This window comes from Priestia flexa, from assembly GCF_021441905.1.
GTDB lineage: Bacteria > Bacillota > Bacilli > Bacillales > Bacillaceae_H > Priestia > Priestia flexa.
Genome location: NZ_CP090431.1, coordinates 1,759,542 through 1,781,673, shown reverse-complemented (window position 1 = coordinate 1,781,673; position 22,132 = coordinate 1,759,542). Strand labels below are relative to the sequence as shown.

19 protein-coding genes, 1 tRNA gene and 4 pseudogenes are annotated in these 22,132 nt (G+C 35.0%); 17 read left to right on the top strand and 7 right to left on the bottom strand.

Annotated features, from left to right (window positions below; genetic code table 11):
* Window positions 1–79 precede the first annotated feature (79 nt).
* Window positions 80–283: a cold-shock protein gene (locus LZP85_RS09055; RefSeq protein WP_025911266.1), complete on the top strand. Its 204-nt coding sequence runs from the start codon at window positions 80–82 to the stop codon at window positions 281–283.
* Between the two features lie 96 nt (window positions 284–379).
* Complete coding sequence (locus tag LZP85_RS09050) at window positions 380–550, top strand: hypothetical protein (RefSeq protein ID WP_165932551.1); 171 nt, start codon at window positions 380–382, stop codon at window positions 548–550.
* Between the two features lie 88 nt (window positions 551–638).
* Here LZP85_RS09050 and LZP85_RS09045 read toward each other — a convergent pair.
* The 4 genes and pseudogenes from LZP85_RS09045 to LZP85_RS09030 all read right to left on the bottom strand — a co-directional run.
* Window positions 639–902: pseudogene (locus tag LZP85_RS09045) on the bottom strand (immunity protein Imm33 domain-containing protein); the annotation flags it as partial.
* A 2-nt stretch (window positions 903–904) separates the two neighbouring features.
* Window positions 905–2,197 (bottom strand): annotated as a pseudogene (locus LZP85_RS09040) (serine hydrolase); the annotation flags it as partial.
* Window positions 2,198–2,239: 42 nt separating this feature from the next.
* A protein-coding gene (locus tag LZP85_RS09035) for an IS3 family transposase (RefSeq protein ID WP_206833833.1) occupies window positions 2,240–3,390 on the bottom strand; the annotation gives its coding sequence in 2 pieces (ribosomal slippage) (window positions 2,240–3,117 and window positions 3,117–3,390; 1,152 coding nt in all).
* 99 nt (window positions 3,391–3,489) lie between these two features.
* A pseudogene (locus LZP85_RS09030) lies at window positions 3,490–3,666 on the bottom strand (serine hydrolase); the annotation flags it as partial.
* A gap of 610 nt (window positions 3,667–4,276) precedes the next feature.
* On the opposite strand from LZP85_RS09030, the gene LZP85_RS09025 reads away from it, so the two are divergent.
* From LZP85_RS09025 to LZP85_RS09010, 4 genes are all read left to right on the top strand, one after another.
* The gene (locus LZP85_RS09025; protein ID WP_076513657.1) at window positions 4,277–4,471 is read left to right on the top strand and encodes a hypothetical protein; all 195 of its coding nucleotides are present in this window, start codon (window positions 4,277–4,279) and stop codon (window positions 4,469–4,471) included.
* Window positions 4,472–5,105: 634 nt separating this feature from the next.
* On the top strand, window positions 5,106–5,591 hold the full coding sequence (locus LZP85_RS09020) for a T7SS effector LXG polymorphic toxin (protein ID WP_206833580.1): 486 nt from the start codon (window positions 5,106–5,108) through the stop codon (window positions 5,589–5,591).
* A 35-nt stretch (window positions 5,592–5,626) separates the two neighbouring features.
* Entirely contained in the window at window positions 5,627–6,865 is a 1,239-nt protein-coding gene (locus LZP85_RS20815; protein ID WP_277627776.1) for a hypothetical protein, read from the top strand.
* A gap of 3 nt (window positions 6,866–6,868) precedes the next feature.
* On the top strand, window positions 6,869–7,303 hold the full coding sequence (locus LZP85_RS09010) for an SMI1/KNR4 family protein (protein ID WP_013083517.1): 435 nt from the start codon (window positions 6,869–6,871) through the stop codon (window positions 7,301–7,303).
* A gap of 849 nt (window positions 7,304–8,152) precedes the next feature.
* Here the strand turns inward: LZP85_RS09010 and gdhA are convergent.
* The gene (gene gdhA / locus LZP85_RS09005) at window positions 8,153–9,535 is read right to left on the bottom strand and encodes an NADP-specific glutamate dehydrogenase (RefSeq protein WP_119543748.1); all 1,383 of its coding nucleotides are present in this window, start codon (window positions 9,533–9,535) and stop codon (window positions 8,153–8,155) included.
* 169 nt (window positions 9,536–9,704) lie between these two features.
* Between gdhA and LZP85_RS09000 the strand changes: the two genes are divergently transcribed.
* From LZP85_RS09000 to LZP85_RS08990, 3 genes are all read left to right on the top strand, one after another.
* Window positions 9,705–10,610 (top strand): glutamate biosynthesis transcriptional regulator GltC, encoded by a 906-nt coding sequence (locus LZP85_RS09000; protein WP_025911262.1) that lies wholly within the window; start codon window positions 9,705–9,707, stop codon window positions 10,608–10,610.
* A gap of 1,322 nt (window positions 10,611–11,932) precedes the next feature.
* Window positions 11,933–12,331: a DoxX family protein gene (locus LZP85_RS08995; protein ID WP_206782609.1), complete on the top strand. Its 399-nt coding sequence runs from the start codon at window positions 11,933–11,935 to the stop codon at window positions 12,329–12,331.
* A gap of 255 nt (window positions 12,332–12,586) precedes the next feature.
* On the top strand, window positions 12,587–13,525 hold the full coding sequence (locus LZP85_RS08990; RefSeq protein WP_206782608.1) for a ring-cleaving dioxygenase: 939 nt from the start codon (window positions 12,587–12,589) through the stop codon (window positions 13,523–13,525).
* 113 nt (window positions 13,526–13,638) lie between these two features.
* Here LZP85_RS08990 and LZP85_RS08985 read toward each other — a convergent pair.
* A tRNA-Ala gene (locus LZP85_RS08985) sits at window positions 13,639–13,710 on the bottom strand.
* 221 nt (window positions 13,711–13,931) lie between these two features.
* Between LZP85_RS08985 and LZP85_RS08980 the strand changes: the two genes are divergently transcribed.
* The 5 genes from LZP85_RS08980 to LZP85_RS08960 all read left to right on the top strand — a co-directional run bounded on the left by LZP85_RS08980 (window position 13,932) and on the right by LZP85_RS08960 (window position 18,644).
* A complete protein-coding gene (locus LZP85_RS08980) occupies window positions 13,932–15,320 on the top strand; it encodes a PepSY-associated TM helix domain-containing protein (RefSeq protein ID WP_119543743.1) in 1,389 nt (462 codons plus the stop codon).
* Window positions 15,321–15,422: 102 nt separating this feature from the next.
* A complete protein-coding gene (solA, locus tag LZP85_RS08975; protein ID WP_226638835.1) occupies window positions 15,423–16,565 on the top strand; it encodes an N-methyl-L-tryptophan oxidase in 1,143 nt (380 codons plus the stop codon).
* A complete protein-coding gene (locus tag LZP85_RS08970) occupies window positions 16,565–17,434 on the top strand; it encodes a PhzF family phenazine biosynthesis protein (RefSeq protein ID WP_226638830.1) in 870 nt (289 codons plus the stop codon). Before solA ends, LZP85_RS08970 begins: the two co-directional genes overlap by 1 nt.
* 10 nt (window positions 17,435–17,444) lie before the next feature.
* Window positions 17,445–17,627 carry a hypothetical protein gene (locus tag LZP85_RS08965; protein ID WP_153301161.1) on the top strand — a complete coding sequence of 61 codons (183 nt, stop codon included), beginning with the start codon at window positions 17,445–17,447 and terminating at the stop codon, window positions 17,625–17,627.
* Between the two features lie 447 nt (window positions 17,628–18,074).
* A complete protein-coding gene (locus LZP85_RS08960) occupies window positions 18,075–18,644 on the top strand; it encodes a dihydrofolate reductase family protein (RefSeq protein WP_119543738.1) in 570 nt (189 codons plus the stop codon).
* Between the two features lie 203 nt (window positions 18,645–18,847).
* Here the strand turns inward: LZP85_RS08960 and LZP85_RS08955 are convergent, their stop codons facing one another.
* The gene (locus LZP85_RS08955) at window positions 18,848–19,060 is read right to left on the bottom strand and encodes a hypothetical protein (protein ID WP_076513670.1); all 213 of its coding nucleotides are present in this window, start codon (window positions 19,058–19,060) and stop codon (window positions 18,848–18,850) included.
* A gap of 459 nt (window positions 19,061–19,519) precedes the next feature.
* Here LZP85_RS08955 and LZP85_RS08950 point away from each other — a divergent pair, with 459 nt between their 5' ends.
* The 3 genes and pseudogenes from LZP85_RS08950 (at window position 19,520) to LZP85_RS08940 (ending at window position 22,068) form a co-directional block, all read left to right on the top strand.
* Window positions 19,520–19,657, top strand: a complete 138-nt coding sequence (locus tag LZP85_RS08950) for a hypothetical protein (RefSeq protein ID WP_176031388.1) — start codon at window positions 19,520–19,522, stop codon at window positions 19,655–19,657.
* 425 nt (window positions 19,658–20,082) lie between these two features.
* Window positions 20,083–20,643 carry a hypothetical protein gene (locus LZP85_RS08945; protein ID WP_076513673.1) on the top strand — a complete coding sequence of 187 codons (561 nt, stop codon included), beginning with the start codon at window positions 20,083–20,085 and terminating at the stop codon, window positions 20,641–20,643.
* A 713-nt stretch (window positions 20,644–21,356) separates the two neighbouring features.
* Window positions 21,357–22,068: pseudogene (locus LZP85_RS08940) on the top strand (IS6 family transposase).
* Window positions 22,069–22,132 lie beyond the last annotated feature (64 nt).

Genomic DNA, 22,132 nt, shown 5'->3' with positions numbered 1-22,132 from the left:
AAATTTCAATCTTAAGATAGTATGGTTGGACAAGGGTAGTAATACATATGTGGATTATTCCACAGCAGGAGGCAATATTATGGAACAAGGTACAGTAAAATGGTTTAATGCAGAGAAAGGTTTTGGCTTTATCGAAGTTGAAGGCGGCGAAGATGTATTCGTACATTTCAGCTCAATTCAAGGCGAAGGCTTCAAATCTTTAGACGAAGGTCAAAAAGTAACGTTTGACATCGAACAAGGTCCACGTGGTGCACAAGCTGCTAACGTTAACAAAGTAGCATAATTAAATTAAGTAAAAAAGACTCCACCTCGGAGTCTTTTTTACTTATGAATTCAAATAAACAACTTTATGATTTTAATCGAAGAAAGGGGAACGGTTATGGCTGAGAAAATGTTTAAGGATGGAGAAACCGTAAGCATAAAAGCATCAAACGAATCCGTGACAATTTTAAAAGGGCAGTATGTGAAAAACATGAAAAGATACTCTTATATCGTGGATAAATATCCAAGTACTTTTTTCTTTGAAGAAGAGTTAATAAAACAAAAATAAAAGCGGGCTTTATAAAAAGTTAACATAGACAATACGAACAGTAAAAAGGAGTGGAAACCGCTCCTTTTTAGTTATTTAAATAGTGTTCCTAATCGTAATCATCAATTTTATAAAAACGACCTTCATTATTTCTTTCATATACGCATAAGGGTGGTTGTTGGATAAAGTCCAAAATGGAATCATCGACATTCAAAATAACTCCGATAGAAACAATTTGAAAGTTTTCAGAGTCACTTAGATAATCGTCGTCTTCATATCCGCTCAATATAGACCAACCTGAGTCACTCTCATCATGTGGTTCATTTCTAAGCATAAAGTTGAACTCCTGTTTTTCTAGTACATCATCACTTAATTTTATGACGTTGTATCCGTATCGTCGAGTTTAGTAAATACAATTGGTTTTGCACTTAGCATTGGTGATAAGTTTAATTTTAACTGCGATAGCTTTCCTTCGGTTTCCATTTCATATGCAATTAATAAATTCATTTCTGAATAAGAAATATCCCACTTTACGGTGAACATATTGTAATGATGATGTTTCATCTCCGTATGAAGGGATCCCCATTTTAAATGTAACAGGTCATTTTGTATATCAACTTCAATTTCCCCATATGCAGGGTGCTCAAATATTCCTGTATACTCTTTTAATTCATGTGTAGGGCTTGTTTCTTTTACTTGTGGAAAAGGTTTATCTAACTCTTTCATTATTTCTTTAAACTTAGCTGTATCTTCCGCAGATCTTTTATGCCAGTCGATTGCATCTAGCTCCAGAATCTCATCATAAATTTGATTTGCAAGGTAAGTTGGGAGTAGAGTCGTTCCAGCGTTTGTCAGAATAACAAGGCCGATATTTTCTTCTGGTATAAAAGAGACGAGCGCTGAAAACCCATCAATGTTCCCCCCGTGATGAATGACTTTGTAACCGCGATACGCACTAATAAACCACCCAAGTCCGTAGCAAGTGAGCGCTGTTTCAGACGTAGATAGCAGCGGATCATCAGGAATTGGAATATGCGGTTCATACATTTGCTGCAGTAAATTTGGTGTAATAAGTTCATGCTCTCCAGCTTTTCCTTGATTTAAATGAAATAAAATCCACTTAGCCATATCTTCTATCGTTGAGTTTATGCATCCCGCAGCACCAACTGTATCAATGTTACGCAACGGAATTTTAACGGCATCTTTATCTTTTTCAATGTATGGAAGTGCGTGGTTATCATTTTCTTGTGAAGTAGTAACTGAGAAATTTGTATTTTCCATATGAAGAGGTTGCAAAATATGCTCACTTACATACTGCTCCCATGTTTGGTTCGTGATTTTTTCTACCATATAGCTCATAGTTACATACATTAAATTATTATATAGAAAAGATGTGCGAAATGGTGCATCAAGCTCTAAGTGCTTAATTTTCTCCATAATTTCTTTTCGCGTGAATGAAGATTGATACCATAATAACTCATGACGACTTACCCCAGAACGATGGGAAGCTAAATCACGAGCTGTAGTTTGTGAGCTTATCAGAGGGGCATGGAGTGAAAAAGTTGGAAGATACGTTTGAACAGGTTCATCCCAGTCAAACTTTCGTTGTTGAGCAAGTAAACTTAGAGAAAGTGTACCAAAAGCTTTTGTAGATGAGCCGATTGCAAACGGGACTGACCCCTGTTTTTGAGACAGGAATCAAAACACCTTTTAAACAACCCGTTTTCTGTATTGTACAGGAGACTGGTTGTTTAATTTTGTTTGAATACGGGCATGGTTATAATACGTAATATAGCTTTTGACGGTTTGCTCTATGATGGTAGTCGTAGTGTATGTCAACTCGTCAAGGTAGAACGTTTCAGACTTTAGTGAGGAATGAAACGATTCAATTGAGGCATTATCTGCAGGCGTCCCTTTTCGGGACATACTCATGATAATGCCTTTCTCTTTAATTGTTTGTTGATAAGCATACGATGTGTACACAGAGCCTTGATCACTATGCAACGTGCACCCTTCCGGTAGAGAAGGGAGTTGGTTAAGCGTGTCTAAAACAAACGCGACATTTTGACAATCACCTATGGAATACGCAATAATCTCTCCGTTAAATAAATCTTGAATACTTGAAAGATACAATGGTTTCGGCCCAAAAGGCAAGTACGTAATATCAGTCACGAGCTTTTGAAGAGGGCGTTCAGCTCGAAAGTCACGATTTAATACATTCTCTGCAACCTGATAAGGTTGCCCTGTTCGCTGCCGTTTCTTCCGTTTAACGCGACATTGCCAACCGTATTTCTGCATGGTACGCTGCACAAACTTGTGGTTAATCTTCATGGTTCGCTTGAGTACAGCTGTGATCTTCCGATAGCCATATCGAAACTTGTGTGCACGACATTGTTCACCCACTTGCTGTTCCATCCATTTCTTTCGTGTATCCTGTTGACTATGCTGCTTCCAACGGTAGTAAGTGGACCGAGGAATACCAAGATGGAAACAGATTTGATAAATAGGGATTTGTTCTTTTAACTCTTCCACTAGGTTCACTGCGATTTCTGGTACCACTTCCTTTCCAATTCCTTGTACTTTTTTAAAATCTCGATTTGTTGCTTTAATTGTCGGTTCTCAGTCTTTAACTTAGCTGTCTCGTTTTCAAAATCAGGACCTTTTCCATAGGCATATTGCTTGCCTACTGGCTGTTCCAACCGGTGTACATCCCCATTTTGATACCACTTCATCCATGTTTTTAATTGGGTAGGGTTCCGAATGTTTAGTTGTGATAATACTTCTTTTACAGGTACACCGGCTAACCTCATTTCAATCGCTTTTAACTTTATTTCGACTGGATAACTGACTCTTGTTCCCATAGAAAAAACACCTCCAAGTGATTGTTAGGTACTACATACCCAGTTTTCAACTTAAAGGTGTTTTTTATTTGTCTCACTTTATGGGGTCAGTCCCAACAGCGTGCTAGGTGTAACAGGTTTTTTATTTTCAACGTCACGGTATCCAAATCCTTCAGAAAGAACAATTTCTCCATCTTTTACGATTGCGACTGCTGCTCCTGGTACATTTAGCTCTTTCATCATTTCTTTTGTACAATTACGCAGGTGATCTGTAAGAGAAGACTTTATTTTTTGCATAAGGTTTTTTCTCCTTTACCATTTTTTTCTACAAATAGGTTACTTCGAGGTGAAGAAGGGAAATACCTTCTTGTTAACAAAGATGTCATAATTTCCAATGTTCTTATTAATTAGTAGATTAATAATTTTGATAAAAAAGATAAGACAAAACAATTTAATTGGTTTTATGGTTCCGGTACAAAAATTAACTTAGTATAAGTATACTATCAGAAAGAAACTTTTCACTAATCTCTTACGAATTGAACAAATAGAAATTTCATTTGCTCCAACAAAAAAGCACACCCAGCATTCCAAATACAAAATATTCTCCTATTAAATTAACATTTAGAGAACAATAAACTTATTAGTTATTAATTGACTTGCACAAATGTTATACGTTACTATTGAAGAAACTTAATACTTCAAAGGGGAGTAGCTGTACAACACAGTCGTCATTACGAAACAGTCAGTTTCCGGCTTTGTTGGCAATCTCAATTGTTAGCAAGACCTTTGCCTACGCTTTTAGTTAGGTAAAGTGTGTCTTTATAAATTAAACGCTTTTATCTACTAAAGAGATAAAAGCGTTTTTTTATTTTTATCGATTAAAAATGAGTATGAGGAGTGACTATTTATGTTTAAGAAGCTGTTTAATTCATTAACGAATAATAAGCATTACAGCAGCAGTGATTATAAGAGAAGAAAGTCGAAATCTTTCAAGAGCTATAGTAGTAGTGACGATTATAGAAGAAGTCGCGATCGTCACGATAGTTATGGTCACCACCACTATAAAAGAAAACGGAAGAGTGGTAGTTTCTTTAGTAGTTGAGTAGAAGGATGGGTACTAATAAGCAGTATAAAAATAATGCTAAAAAAACAAAAAAGGAGAAGTCTTTTTTATAGAAGGCTTCTCTTTTTTTGTGGTGGATTGTATGAAGGTTGGATTTCTGACCGCTATGCTGCCAGCGTGGAAAATGAAATTCCCTGTAGTTTTCTACTATGTTCAGAAATACCTCTATATCAAGGATTCGAGGGGATTTTTAAACTTTAAATGAACTATAGTTTCCCTTGATTTTCTATAGTGTATGACCAAAATATGACTGGAGTGTGACCAATATCTTTTGGGTGAATGTAGCTTTTCTTTTGTAGAATTATAGGACTTTGAGATATGATAGTATGCCGTAAGTTACCTTTCCACTTAGGTGGAGTTACAAGAAAGCTATTAGGAATAATGCAATCTGATCATAAAGAATAGTGTTTTTATACATGATATAAACTAGAGGTAAATATTTATACCTATGACTATCCTCTTTTATTTTGCAGTTATATTCTTTTTAATGGATTAACAAGCTTATAAAAGGGATTATTATCCTATTCAGATAATATATTAGCAGTTTTATAATGGATAATAGAGGAAAATCTTAAACCAGAGATATATTAATCATAAAAAAAGAGGGTATGTAATGGGAAAAGTATATGAAGCCAGTACGCTTTTAGCTTATGCAAAAGACAGGATGCAGGCGTACAAAGCATTTGATGAACAGCTAGATGTATTAAAAAAAGCCCTTCATGCCGTGGCTACACTAGATCATGAATTTCAAGGGAAAGGTGCCGACAGTATAAAAGGTTTTTATACATCACAAATAGATATGGTTACGCATTGGAAAAGCCTTGTATCGTCACATGAATCCTATTTTAATAGTATTGCAGATTATGCGGAACAAGCTAAATTAAAAGGTGATACGGTTGTAGACGTATCGTTTTTAGAGCAAGAGCTGGCTGTTGCTAATGATCGCTCTAAGCAAATGGTCGAACAGCAGCAAACTGAACTTGAAGCAATTTTAAGCAATATTGAAGATATTATACATATTACACCGTTTTCCACAGAGGCCTTTGAAGATGAGCTAAGCGCTGCTGAGAAAAAAGAACAGAAACTATTACCGCAGTAGAAGAACTAGATAATCAACTTTCAAGTGAATATGAAATGTTGAATTCTTTCTATGAATCCGTTCAATTTAGCGTAAATGGTTTAGAACAGCTGAATTCTCAAGGCGGCAGCGCTTATCAGCTCACTTTTGATGCGAAAGCTTACAAAAATAGCGAAGCATACCAAACACCTAAAGTGTTTAAAGTGCTTGAACAAACAGAAAAAGGATTGTATGGACTTGTCTTAACAAATGGCATGTATGAGTATACAATGGGGAAGGACTTACTAGGAAATAAGCTTACTAAAGAAGAGCAGCAGGCTAGTTTGTTTCAATCCTTTGGGGTTGCGGCAGGCGGTTTACTTGCTTCAAAAGCATCCACTCAGCTTGTCGAAAAAGGTGCACAGGCAGTTACGAAAAAGTTCAATGATATGCGCAACGTAGTTCGTACAAGTAAAGTTACTCAATATGGAAAAGACATTCAGCAGGCGATGCGAAAAATGCCAGCAGCTGGTATTGATAAAGCCAAAAAGATGTATGATGCTGTATTAGATGCGAAAGTACCGAGGTTCTTACCGCAGGAAGCACCAGTGGGTGTGAGTGTAGACTTTGCGCAGCAAACTGTACGGGATGTGTTGAAGAGTACGGCTAAAGATACGATGAATTTTATGGGGAAAGACTACTTTGACGGAAAACGTTGGCGTGATGCTAGGGGAAGGTTTATAAAGAAGAAGGATCCCAACCATGTTAGTAAGATGGAAAATAGCCAGGTTGAATCTTTAAAAGAAGATTCAAAAATTGATAAAACAACACATTCGATTTCGGTAGTAGAAAATAATACTAACAGATATAGCGGTACTGGAGTCAAAATTAATTCTGACTTAATAAAGAGATATATTAAAGATGTTGAAATGAGAACATCGAGAAAACTGTCAAAAAACCAAATAGAGAAGCTTAAAGAAGCGTTAAGAAATAAGGAATATCAAAAACTTTCTCCTATAGAAACCCGGAAGCATCGACGGGCATTTAATAAAATTAAAGACAAGCTCATTGAGGAATGGGAGATAAAAACGGGACAAAAATGGCCCACTTACAGTGAAGATATTATTTCAGAGAATACAGGTGAACCAGTTAGAAGAAAAGGCGATAAATATGATGCACATCATATAATTGAAAATAGCTTTCGGGGAGAACATGAATGGTGGAATATACACCCTGCAAAATTTCCAAATGAGCATCAGTCTGGTATACATGGTACGGGATCACCGGCTAATGAATTATTTAAAGGAGATAATTAAATTATGAGATACGATTTTGTTAAGAATCAAAAAGATAATCAATTTTATCCTGTAAGTAGAAATGATATTGAAGAGGTAGAAGGAACATTAGGGTTAAAGTTCCCTTTTGAATTAAAGAAGTTTCTTTTAGAGATTGGTTATGGCTTCCTTCAAAGATCAGAATATAATATCAATCGTATTATGGGGCCTTCTTCCATCAGAGATGCTAGATTAAAAGTTAATGATTTTGAATTTTATCCTGATATAGAAGTTTACGAAGATCTTGAAGAGGATAAATTAATATTTTTTGAAGCTAATGAAAGCGCGTTGCTACTAATAGAAATAAGTGAAGAGCAAAATAATGCTATTTATTATGATGATATAAAAATCGCGGATTCCTTAGAAGAATTTTTAAAGAAAATCATGGAAGATGATAAGTATTATATTGATTTAGAATAATACGATACTTATTTAATATTAAAGGCTTTATTTATATTAAACAATGAACAATAGATAAAATAAAGAACCCAACAAATAAAAAAAATTAGCAAAAATAATAAATACTTATTCAAATTATAATAGAAAATTGGTTTATTTAAAGATTGTATTAGACAAGTAGAACATTAATTTTCATTATAGATAAGACTGTAACAAAATTTCTATATTGTATACTTCATATATCTTTAGTTAACATAATGTCTCTTTCCGGAACCAAGCAAGCAAAAGAACCCTTGCGGCAGTAGGGTTCAGCTAAGGATTCCTTTGCTTGAGTATGCATCTTTTTATACACCGTTGATATGACTACGTTTTTTGGGTAGTTGAAAGAAGCGAGAATGTATAAAAAGAGCTCCTTTTATACATATGCTCGCATGAGAAAATATAGTATTTTCAGCAAAAATCTGTTATTATATGTCTGCACATACATTTTATAGTAAAAAGCCACCTGTCCTGCAAATACTGGGTGGCTTTTTATTTTGTTAACGATAATATTTACTGAATTTTCTTTTTGCAGATTCAGTTATAGATATAGTTAGTAGGGAGATAAGTGATGAAGTAAAAGCAGTAAAGCTAATTGTCCCTACTCTCATACCCATCCTCCAATAAGGAAACTGACGATAACACCACCCACACTAATCACTCCTACACTTAAAGGCGCTATATACTTAATAGTAGGTTTTTTTCTACTGAGTGCACATGAGAGTACAATTAAACTAGCAATCATAATTGTAGAAACTATCTGTAAGTCACCCATTATTAACAGCCTTTAAATTCAAGATATCCATACTAGTATATTCTCCTAATGAAGTATCAAATAACACCTTGCTCAATCATAGCATCAGCAACTTTTATAAATCCGGCAATGTTTGCACCTACGACAAGATTACCAGGAGCGTTGTATTCTTGAGCAGCTTTCTTGCTATTTTGGTATATGCTTTTCATAATCGCATGTAATTTGCTATCGACTTCTTCAAAAGTCCAAGAAAGCCTAGTGCTATTTTGAGCCATTTCTAATGCTGATACAGAAACACCACCAGCATTTGCCGCTTTAGCAGGGGCAAATAAAATATTGTTCTCTAAGAAAATCTCGACAGCTTCTAATGTAGATGGCATATTTGCACCTTCACCAATTGCTTTTACTCCATTGGAAAGTAATAATTCTGCAGAGTTTTGATCGATTTCATTTTGAGTAGCACATGGTAAAGCAATATCACATGGTACTGTCCAAATTCCATTACAACTTTCCACATAAATCGCTTCAGGATGATCAGCTACATAAGTACTTATACGTTTCTTTTCTATTTCCTTAATGCGTTTAATTGTCTCTAAGTTAAGACCATTTTTGTCATAGATATAACCATTCGAATCGCTGCAAGCAACCACTTTAGCCCCTAGCTGCATCGCTTTTTCAATTGCATAGATTGAGACATTTCCTGACCCCGACACAACAACTGTACTGCCTTCAAAGCTAAGATTCTTATCTTTTAACATTTCTTCAACAAAGTAAACTGTTCCGTATCCAGTTGCTTCTTTACGAGCTAAACTTCCACCATAACTAAGGCCTTTTCCTGTTAGAACGCCTGCTTCAAAGGTGCTACGCATTTTTTTATATTGCCCAAACAAAAAGCCAATTTCTTTACTTCCTACACCAATGTCACCTGCAGGAACATCCGTATCAGGTCCGATATATTTGCTAAGTTCTAGCATAAAGCTTTGACAAAAACGCATTATTTCTCCATCTGATTTTCCTTTAGGATCAAAATCAGCACCTCCTTTACCGCCACCAATTGGTTGACCAGTTAAAGAGTTTTTAAAAATTTGCTCAAATCCTAAAAATTTAATAATACTTGCGTTGACAGATGGATGAAATCTTAACCCACCCTTATATGGACCAAGTGCGCTGCTATATTGGACGCGAAACCCTCGATTTACTCTAACATTTCCGTGATCATCGACCCACGGTACACGAAAAGTGATGACTCTCTCAGGTTCAACGATTCTCTCCAAAATAGCTTGGTTAATATACTGAGGATTTTTAACGAGAACAGGTATTAAAGAATCGAATACTTCTTTGACCGCCTGATGAAACTCACTTTCATTTGGATTTCGTTTTTTAACTGTTTCAAATACTTGATTAACATAATTCTGTACGCTTTCTGTATACGTCGATTGATTTTTTTCAATTGTTATCATACTTATCCGTCTCCTATTTATTAATTTATAATGAAAATTTTAAAAATTTGTCGTAATTTTTTAGAGTTGTTAGTATAAAATATTTTATAATTGAAATAATGATCGAATCAATATAAAGAAACGATAACATCAATGCTTTTTATGCATTAACTAATAAGGAGGATATAAAATGGACTTTAGACAAATCCGTTATTTCATGGAGGTGGCTACACGCGAACACGTAACTGAAGCCGCCCACTCTTTACATGTAGCACAATCCTCGGTAAGTCGACAAATAGTAAATTTAGAAAATGAATTAGAAGTTGATTTGTTTATCAGAGAAGGAAGGAGGGTACATTTAACGCCAATTGGAAAAATATTTTTTGAACGAATGAAACATGCCATGAATGTGATAGACGATGCGAGACGTGAGGTTAAGGAATATTTAGATCCTGAAAAAGGAACAATACGCATTACTTTTCCGATAAGTTTAGCAGCGTATACATTACCAACTGTAATCTATGCATTTAGATTGCGCTATCCGGAAGCAAAATTTCAGTTAAAACAAGCGCTTTACCAGGAATTAATTGAAGGTGTGATTAAAGGAGATTTTAATCTTGGTCTGATAGGTCCACTTCCTCTCAAAGAAAAAAAACTTGAACAAAAAGTTTTATTTACGGAAAATATTGTGGTTCTTTTGCCAATTCACCACCGCCTTGCAAAAGAATCCTCCGTAAAACTTCAAGAACTAATAGACGAACCGTTTGTTTTATTACCTGAGGGTTTTGTCTTTCGAGATATTGTTGTAAATGCTTGTCAGAATCTTGGCTTCACACCAAATGTTGCCTTTGAGGGGGATGATATTGATGCGTTGAAAGGGTTAGTTTCTGCTGGTTTAGGTGTAACACTCATGCCAGAAGTCACGCTAGTCGATAGCTTGCCACGCTCAACAGTTAAAATACCATTGGTTGAACCAAATGTAACAAGGACTGTAGGGGTTATTACCCCAAAGGAACGGTCACTACTTCCAACGGAAAAGTTATTTTATGATTTTCTTCAGGAATTTTTCACTAGATTAGATGATTTTAAGAGCTAATTTATACTTAAGAAAAAGCACGTAACCAGTATAGAAAAGTAATATATTACATCTTTAGTTACCATAATATTCTTTCTGGAATCCAAACCAAAAAGAATCCCTTAAAAAGAAGGGTTAAGATCATGAATTATGCAGCTTTTATACATATGCTTGTTTTTATAATAAATCGCTTTCATGAAGAAAATATGTTATATTTAACTTACTAACACACACATTTCATATCTAGTTTTATAAAAAGCTGCCTCTCCTGACGCTCCGAGGCAGCTTTTTATTTTGTTAATGGTAATAAATATTTTAACATCTTGTAATAGATCTAAATATTTTGTCCGCGAAAGTATACTTTTACGGACAGTTCTTTTATATAAGAAATTTATTATTTTCGTCGATCGTTTAAGTTAAAAAATAAATTACGAACGACCTTTTAAAGTCATATACGTTTACGAACGGTTTTTGATTGACAAGAGGAAGAGAAACACAAAAGGAGTGTAAAAATAGAAAAAACTCGTCAACAAGAGGCTTTTATTTATCAAGACAAAAACTTCCTTTTTCTATAGATAAAAGTATATCTAATAAAATATTCTTGTCATATCTCATAATAAACTTTATAAAAGCACTAATAAAAAATACATAGTATGTTATAAGCTTACAGTGTACAACGTACAACGCTGCCAGCATAAAGATTACTTAAACAGATGATTTTTTGTTAAAAATTACTAATTGCTTTGATTATCAATTACTCAACAAACTATTGATATGTAGTATTAATTACATAAAAAATAAACGTTTATTTCTTTAGCTTTATGAGCAGCGACATTTAAACGAAATAGTTTTAGACGTCTATATATAACTTACGATCAATATCACCTTTAATTAAGGAAAGCTGTTCTTGTTCTATTCTACATACTTCAAGAATTTCGTGACGTCCGTTTTCTGGCACTATACAGGGAGCATAAAAGGAAATATAAGCAATAAAAAGCAGGGAATGATAGCTTCATTAAGGTATTCTCATCATAAATAAAAATTTATATTGACAATGAAATGACATTCGTTTTATAATTATCTTGAATTAAAGATATTTTAATTAAAGATAAATTCAATTAAAATTAGAAGTAGAAAGTGATGATATTGAATAAAAGTTTAGCAGAAACGGTTTTTAACCCTTCAGAAAGCTTCTAAATTTAAAATCAAAAAGTTATTGAAGATTTATTTATAGCTTTGAGTGATGAAGAAGAAATCTCTCATTAGGATTTTAGGGAAAATACAGTATTGCTAACTATAATCATCAAAGTTAATAAAATGATAAAAAATAGGAGGAATTAAAAATGATTAGTATTGGTTTATTATTAATTCGTTTAGTAATTGGATTGTCATTTATGGCCCATGGAGCTCAGAAATTATTCGGATGGTTTGGTGGTCATGGATTAAAAGGAACAGGAGGGTGGTTTGAGTCCATTGGAATGAAACCAGGTGCTAGAATGGCCTTAATAGCTGGGTTATCAGAACTTGTAGGCGGTGCTTTATTTGCTGTAGGATTTCTTACACCTCTTGCGGCTCTTATGATTGCTGGAACAATGTTTATAGCTATTATTAAAGTACACGGTCCAAACGGCTACTGGGCAACACAAAATGGTTATGAATATAACCTTACATTATTAGTTGTTGCTATTAGTATTGCTATAATCGGTCCAGGATACTACGCAATCGACGCCCTTATCTTCTAAAAGGAAAAATGGTAAAGTAAAGAATAATTTATTAAAAGTAGTTAGATACGTATACTTTGTTACTCTAGAAGTTAAACATATGAATTTTTGTATAATATCTCGAATTCGAGATATTATTGGTTCAATCATTTGAATTTGTTAAAGGTATATCTTTTATATAGCGTGCCTAGGTAAATTTGATTAGATTGAATATTCCATTGCTTTATGAAGGACAATTAAAATAATTATTAAAATATGGTAAGGGAGAGATGAAGAATGACAAAAAAAACTACAGGAATCCATCATATTACAGCAATTGTAGGTCATCCACAGGAAAATGTTGATTTTTATGCTGGTGTATTAGGTTTACGCTTAGTCAAACAAACAGTCAATTTTGATGATCCAGGTACGTATCATCTTTACTTTGGTGATGAAGCTGGAAAGCCAGGAACCATTATTACCTTTTTCCCGTGGGCAGGAGCACGCCAAGGAGTAATAGGTGATGGTCAAGTAGGTGTAACTTCATACGTAGTGCCAAAGGGCGCCATGGAATTTTGGGAGCAGAGATTATCAAAATTTAATATTCCGATAACAAAGATGGAACGATTCGGAGAACAATATTTAGAATTTGACGATCCTCATGGTTTACATTTAGAAATTGTTGAAAGAGAAGCTGGTGAAAAAAACACGTGGCAATTTGGTGAGGTTACACCTGAAGTAGCGATTAAAGGCTTTGGGGGAGCAACATTATTATCTGCTCGTCCTGAAGAAACTGCCAAGTTATTAGAAGATGTTATGGGTCTTGAAAAAGTAGGTGAGGAAGGAGATTTCATTCGTTTTCAATCATCTGCTGATATCGGAAATATCATTGATTTAAAGCTAACGCCAATCGGTCGTGGTCAAATGGGTGTTGGCACAGTTCACCATATTGCATGGCGTGCCGAAAACGATGAGGACCAGTTAGAATGGCAAAAACACGTAGCTAGTAATGGATATGGAGTCACTGCTGTTCGAGATCGAAACTATTTTAATGCTATTTACTTTAAAGAACATGGAGAAATTCTATTTGAAATTGCCACAGATCCACCAGGTTTTGCACATGATGAGTCACAAGAAACAATGGGAGAAAAGTTAATGCTGCCTAAGCAGTATGAAACTCATCGAGCTCAGCTTGAAAGAGAATTGCTTCCTTTTGAAGTGAGAGAACTAGACTAAACCCTAGTCTGAGTGCTTATTTTGCTTTCAATTCATCAATCTAATCTATTTCAACTAAGAAAAAAATGATAAGAAAAGAGAGGTCTTTCTATAGAAAGACCTCTCTTTTCTTATGGAGCGTAGGGGATTCGAACCCCTGACCCCTTCGCTGCCAGCGAAGTATTCTCCCGCTGAACTAACGCCCCGATATGTAAGTTCTCTTTTATTTTATAAATCTCTATAACGTCTGTCAATTCGTTTTTCGTATATTTTCGAAATAAAGCAACAATTTTTTTAGGTTTCATTTTTTCCACACATTTATTTAGTATAACTAAAGGTGAATAAGTAATGATATCAATATTGTAAGCGTTAACTTATTGCGTTCATTACTTAATTTGTATAGATCTGATACTAGGGGGAGCATTGGGTGGAAGCAGTTAAATTAACACCAAAACCAAAAAGACAAAGAGAGGTACACAAAAAGAAAACCTCAGCCGCTATTTATCAAACAGTGTGGAGGTGGCATTTTTATGCAGGACTTATTTTTGCACCATTTTTAATCATATTAGCGTTTAGCGGTGCGGTGTATTTATTTAAGCCACAAATTGAGTCAGTTCTTTATCACGACCTGTATTACGTAGAAGAAAAAGGAGATATACTATCTTCAACAAAACAGATAGATGAGGTCCAAAAAGCGTATCCAGAAGCAGCTATTACTTCAATAAAATATTATGATGATCCACTTCGTACAGCTGAGATTGGGATTATGACAAATGGAGAGATGTCTTCAGCATTTATAAATCCGTACACTGGAGAAGTAGCTGGAACCCTCTCAGATGACGAGAAATTCACGACTATTTTCAAAAAGATTCATAGTGAATTGCTCATTGGCGGAACGCTTGCCAATCGACTTGTAGAGCTAGCTGCCTGCTGGGCTGTTATTCTATTAATTACGGGTCTATACATATGGTGGCCAAGAAATAAAGCGTCGATATGGGGAACAGTTTTGCCAAGGTTTAACCGAAAAGGAAGAATATTTTGGCGAGATATGCACGCTGTTCCTGCATTTTGGCTATCGTTATTTATGTTAATTTTAATTCTAACAGGACTTCCTTGGTCAGGAGTGATGGGAGAGCAAATTAATCGACTTGCTACGTATTCAAACACGGGCTACCCACCATTTGCACATAGCTTTGGTGAAAAGCCTGAATCAATTGTTAAAACAAAAGACGTAGCAGAGGATATACCGTGGGCTGCAGAAAACATTCCAGTTCCCAATTCATCTGTTACTGGCTACGTGCCGCTTTCTCTTGAGAAAGTGACTGATATAGCACAAGCTGAAAAAATTCAAAAGCCATATACAATTTCAATGCCTCAAGGTGAAAAAGGTGTTTATACCATTTCAACATCTCATACTAAGCCCGGCGATAATGCAACTCTTCACGTTGATCAATATTCAGGTGCTATTTTAAGCGATGTTCGCTTTGATGATTACGGTATTATGGGAAAAGGAATTACAATGGGAGTTGCGCTTCATGAAGGAAGGCTATTTGGCGTAGCAAATCAAATTCTTGGCCTCATTACGTGTCTTGGATTAATTGGTTTAATTGTTAGTTCGTATGTTATGTGGCGTAAGCGAAAACCTCAAGAAAGTTCCGGAGCACCACCTAAGTCAAAGGACTCCAAAGTGACAAGAGTTGTTTTCTTTATCATGCTTGGACTCGGGATCGTCATGCCACTTGTTGGAATTTCAATTATTGCGGTATATTTGTTGGATAGGTTTGTATTTTCAAAGATACCCTCTGTTCAAAATTAAGTGCGTAACTTTTCGCTGCTTGCCTTGTTTCATGGCAAGCAGTTTTATTATACGTAATAACCTTCAAATATGTTAAAATAGTAAAAATATTCATTCGAAAACTTGGAGGCTATTATGAAATACGACGTAATTGTAGTTGGAGCCGGCTCAATGGGAATGGCAGCCGGTTATTTTTTAGCAAAAAAAGGGCAAAGAGTTTTACTTATTGATGCCTTTGATCCACCCCATACGAGCGGAAGCCATCACGGCGAGACGCGCATTATTCGCTATGCATACGGAGAAGGAGAAGAGTACGTACCGCTTGCACTCCGAGCAAAAGAGCTGTGGGAAGAGCTAGAAAAAGAAAGTGGACGATCGTTCTTTTTAAAAACGGGAGTACTGAGCGTAGGAGAAGAGACCTCATCGTTTATTCAAACCGTCATTTCAAGTGCAAAAACATATAGTCTACCACTTGAAGTGTTAAACGCAGTTGAAATACATACGCGATTTCCTGGAATCACTGTTCCGGATTCGTTCATTGGCTGTTTTGAACCAACCTCAGGCGTTTTAAAATGTGAAGATGCTATTCGCACTTACAAAGAGTTTGCGTTAAAATACGGAGCTGAGCTGTTAACTAATCATCCTGTGAAAGGTATCAAAGTAACAGAAGATAGCGTAAAGGTGCATACAGGTGACAACGTATATGAAGGTAAACGTTTGGTTCTTTCTGCCGGAGCCTGGTCCAAAGAGCTGTTAGCTAAGCTAGGACTCAATCTTCCTGCAACACCTATCCGCAAGACCTTTGCGTGGTTTGAAGCAGATGAAAAATTTTACGGAGAAGGGAAATTCCCTGCGTTTTCATTTGATACAAAAAGTGGGATGTACTATGGGTTTCCAAGCATTGACGGAGCGGGTTTAAAACTAGGCCGTCATGATGGCATTCAGCAAGCCCAAAATCCAAATGAAGAGATGGCGCCTTTTAACGATGGAGATCGTGCAGAACTGGAAAACTTACTTCGTAGCTATATGCCGCAAGTAGGAAAGCTGAAGTTCGGCAAAACGTGTATGTACACGATGACACCAGATGAAAACTTTATTATTGATATGCACCCATTGTATAAAAACGTTGTGTTCGCAGCAGGTTTTTCAGGGCACGGATTTAAATTCAGCAGCGCTGTTGGTGAAGTAATAAGTGATCTTTTGACTACAGGTAAAGCACCGTATGACTTATCATTATTCTCAGCAAGTAGATGGGAGGTAGAATAATGAAATTTTCAATTGTAGACGTATTTTCACAAGGAAAGTATACGGGAAACCAGCTAGCTGTTTTTAAAGAAGCAGGACATTTATCAACAGAAGAGATGCAAAAAATTGCCAAGGAAATTAATTTCTCTGAAACAACGTTTATTCTATCAAATGAGCCTACTGAAAAAGGGTATCCTGTCCGTATTTTCACACCTAATGAAGAAGTTCCTTTTGCAGGCCATCCAACGTTAGGTACGGCATTTGTTATTCAGCAAGATTATTTAAATGGTGAAGAAAAAGATATCTTGCTTCACTTTAAAGCGGGAACCATTCCTGTTACATATAACGCAAAAGAAAAGCTATTCTGGATGAAGCAAAACCAACCTACTTTTGGGAAGGTATTAGATTCGAAGGTCGCTGCAGATGTACTCGGCTTAGCAGTTGAGGAAATTGATCATCGCTTTCCAGTTCAGGACGTATCAACAGGACTTCCTGCCATTATCGTTCCACTCGTTTCGTTAGAAGCAGTGAGAAAAGCAAAGGTCAACCTGTTAAAATATAATCAGCTTATTCAAACAACAGAAGGGAAGACGCTGTTCGTATTCTCAAAGGAAACCTATGACTCTATGCATGATATTAATGCGCGAGATTTTGCCCATTACTATGGAATTCCTGAAGATGCCGCTACAGGAAGTTCTAACGGCTGTTTAGCTTCTTATCTTGTTCATCATAATTATTTTAATAAACATGCAATATCAGTAAAAGTCGAACAGGGTTACGAGATCGGTAGACCGTCACTTCTTCATTTAAACGCTTCGCAAACAAGTGATGGAATTGATGTGTATGTAGGAGGACAGGTTGAGAAGGTTGCTAAAGGGAAATGGGGATAACTTTTTCCGCATGAATAGTAATCATACTATTTATAAAGGTAAGCGTTTGGTTCTTTCTGCCGGAACCTGGTCCAAAGAGCTGTTAGCTAAGCTAGGACTTAATCTTCCTGCAACACGTATCCGCAAGGCATTTGCTTGGTTTAAAGCAGGTGAAAAATTATCAACCCCCTATTATTTTATTAACTGTAAGTAAGTGGTTACTGTACAGCCCTATTTTTCGTAATTTAGTTGAAATAACGAAAGAATACAGCAATGTATTTTTTTCTTTCCCTAAGAAGCTTTTTTCTATCATCATCGTTTCTATACTCCATCCAGGATGTTTTGTCTTGAAGCAATTGTCTATTATTACTAGCTAATTTTAAATCACTGCTATGACAGTATTTCATATTTAGTGATTACATTAATTATGTAAAAGATACTTAATCATGACAATATATGTCGTAATTAAGTATTATACTAGGTGTCTGTGTAGGAATAAAAATTACTTATACAATAATTAATGGACATAAAAGTCTAATTTTATGATGATAATATTTACTATTACTTTTTCTCCTATTTTGTGTCTGTTAATAATTACTGTAATATTTGGTTACATTACTACACATATCGTATATTCATTAGATAAAAGAGAGGAAAAATTATGTCCCAAAACACAGCACCAAGAAAGATAATTTTAGATTTAGCAGTAACTTTAGATGGATTTATTGAGGGGAAGAATGGGGAAGTTGATTGGTGTATCATGGATTCTGAGATGGATTTTATTAATTTCTTAAACCAAATTGATACTATTTTATATGGTAGAAAAAGTTACGTGGAGTGGGGGGAATATACTCCGAAAACAGGGGAATCTGATAGTGACAAGGAAATGTGGAATATCATTCATAGTAAAGAAAAGTACGTATTTTCCAAAACGCTAAAAGGGACAGAAAATAAAGCAGTATTTATAAATGATAATATTCTAGAAGAAGTAAATAAATTAAAGAATAAGCCTGGTAAAGACATTTGGCTATATGGCGGAGCAAATCTTATAACAACTTTTATTAATTTAGAGCTTGTTGATGAATTCAGATTATCCGTTCATCCTCTTATTTTGGGAGAAGGAAAACCAATGTTTATCGACATAAATCAGCGACTTAATTTAAAAATGGTTGATACAAGAATGTTCTCCTCTGGTGTTGTGCAACTAATCTATCGCTTGAATAAAAATTAATATATTGCATGTTACACGCTAAACCATTATGAAATAATTAATAGTAATTTTTACTTCTTCCATAATGAGGCTCAATTTTGGGATAAGGCTTATATTATTAGGGGATCCTGCCGACAAAATGCAGATGTTATACGGTAATACATTTTCTGGAATATAATACCCTGATTTTTCTCCTTAGCAGAGAAAGATTAGGGTATTACCTTTTACTGACGTTTCAACCACTCTTCAAATGTCATCACTTCAAAATCTTCTTCTGTATCTAGTCGAATTGGAGTTATTAGTTCAATTGAGTTACCATCTGGAGCATCAAAATAGATTGCAGCATGCGCTTGAAGATTGTTAGGTAATACAAGTGGCTGGCGATGTTCATCAAAGCCAAAAGAAGTGCGAATGGCAATCCTTTTTCGTTTAGCCATTCTTTCGCATGTGAAATATCCTCCCTAGCAATTATTTTATTCCTAGAATTTTAATTATGTTGACAAAAACTAAATGTTATATACAGCCTAAAGGAGAAAAATCTTACTGCTCCTGCACAGTGGGGTTCCCCTGTTTAAAATAGACAATTTGGTGTGGTGCCTCACGGTGCCTTGCGTAGTGTGCTCATCATATTTGTTGTTATTCCTAATAGACAGGTTAGATATAATAAAATTAATAGACAGAATATTTAAATAAAATACTTTTATTTGTAATCGCTTTCATTTATAATGAAATTAGGTTGGATAGTACGCGTGGCTGTCATTGTATGTGGCGTAGGCGGGGCCAGTACAAGATAAAAACACCTCATTATACAACATATTTTGTTAATTTGTATGTATAAGAGATTGCTAGTTGGGCAAGAATGAAAAATAGGAACTTACATAAAGGGGGTCAAACTATTGAACGAATCTAAAAAGCTTTTCTCGACATTTATTGAAGAAGATCGATTTGACTTACATTCTTACCTTACTTATCTCTTTATTAATGAGTACCAGGAGGATGTAGTAGATCAGATAGAACCGGAACATGTAAATTAATAAATTGAGAAATACGAAAGACTGAAAGGATAACTAATAATGAATAGAAAAATTGTGTAGGTGACTTAATCTTTCTCCATAGAAGGAATAGGTCGCCTATTAGTGTTTCTTTTAAATATTAACTGTAGTTAGGAAAACGGGTTCTGGTACAAAGAGTTCAACCCACTTGTAACAGGTGCTCTATTTCACACAAATAATAACTGGGGAAGTTATTTGTATTTGAGAAAAATTAGAGATTACTATTTGACTAATGTAGAATTTAATCGAGACGAAATTGATAAATTTATAAAGGATTTAGAGAACATAAAAATGTTTATCCCTGGAGACTATCATCCAGCATTGAATGAATTAATAAGAATATTGAGTAATCATGAAATCAAAAAAATATCTATAGTAGGAGACTAAAAGAAAATGGGAGGTAATCTATGAAGAACTGGGAACTGAAAGATACTGATCAGTTGGAAAAAGAATCTGATTGGAATGCAGCAAGGAATAAGTTATATCATAATTGGAAAGAAAATCCTCAGGACTTAAAAGTTTTTCTCAAACTTAGCTTTCTGTGTTGGTATTTGGTTGTGGAATGGGGCGTAGAAGACACGAGTAAAGTACAAGAAAGTGATTATGATGACTACGAAGAATTGCTGCAGGAACTTTATCATTATGGAATAATCCATTTTAAAGAGGATGCATTTTTTAATGCTGTTTTTGGTTTTATGATTGAATTGTTTCCAGAATACTTTGGGGAAGATTACGATAAAACAAAAGAATTCGGTGAATCACTGATTAATAAATCCTTCTATTTGAACAAAGAAGATCCATTTATAGAACTTATTTATCTTTCCGGACGAACTCCATCCAGAAATCCGGCTTATTATAGTAACGCAGTAGAAAAGCATTTTACCACTGTTAAGAATAGCCTCAAAGGAACGGGTGTTTTTCAAGAATATTTTAGCTATATGCTGCTATCTAATGGAAATCAGCTTTAGCGTCTAATCGAGTGGAAACTATGTCGTATTAACGTTCCAAACTTATGGAATATATAAAAGCATCTTTTTATACATTACGCATCGATTGGCAAAAGTTCAAAACGTGGATAGATCAACGATGTATAGAAATCTTTATAAACAGTAAATTTAACACTTCAGCAAGCCCTTCTATTTCAAAGGCTTGCTGAAGTGCTGGGTTCCTATAAAAGAGACATTATGTTAACTAATGTTGTATAAAGTATTCATTCTTTTTTCATCCTCCATATGTGTTAAAATGTTATTTAAAGAAAAAAATAACATTTTTGTTATAAGTAATAAAATGTGGAGGTTATTATGATAAGACGTAATTTTGGAAGGATATCTACAATATTATTTGTAATAGGTGTAGTACTTACTTTCTTCACTAATTTTTCTAATTCGGGATTAATATTAATAGTTATTTCAATAGGTATGACGTGTGTACAATTGGCAGACTCTATTAAAAATAAAATGTTGCAAGTTTTTATTTCATCAGTTTCTATAATTGTTACCTTGACGATAGGATTATTTATTATAACCCAACATTAATTATCTAAATGTATGCTCGAATTGAAATAAAAAAGCCTTAATTAGGCTTTTTTTGGTTCTGGTGCAAAAAACTAAAACCACCTGTAAATAACCTCTAAATCTTGGACAAACTGATACTAGTATTCTAAAAGAAGGACGTGATTAGTATGGAAAAGAAAAATCTATTCAAGTGGAAACAGTATCAACCTAATATTATTTTATTAACCGTCAGATGGTACCTACGGTACAATCTCAGTTTTCGTGATGTAGTCGAAATGATGGAAGAACGCAGACTATCGATTGCTCATACAACCATTATGCGCTGGGTTCACCAGTATGGTCCTGAATTAGATGAGCGAGTACGGCGTCATCTTAAGCCAACCAATGATTCTTGGTGAGTCGATGAGACGTATGTGAAAGTCAAAGGTCAATGGATGTACCTCTATCGTGCCGTTGATTCAGAAGGAAATACGATTGATTTTTATTTAAGTCAAACAAGAGATCATAAGGCTGCAAAGCGCTTTTTCAAGAAAGCTTTGCGGTCTTTTCATGTTTCCAAGCCCCGTGTGATCACAGTAGACAAGAACCCAGCCTAGCCTATCCTATGGCGATTGAAGAGTTGAAGAAAGAAAAAAAGATGCCGGTAGGCATCCAAATACGGCAGGTAAAATATCTGAATAACATTGTGGAACAAGATCATCATTTTATTAAAAAGAAAGTTCGTTCGATGTTAGGATTAAAATCGTTTCGTACAGCTACATCCATTATTTCTGGAATAGAAGCGATGCATATGATAAAAAAGGGCAACTTATGTCACGAGACAAGTCTGCCCGAAATCAAGTGGCGTTCATTCATGAACTATTTGGAATTGTTGCTTAAGAATCGATTTAGTTAACAATTTATATGCTTTTTTTCAGATTGAAGTAATTTTTGCACCAGAACC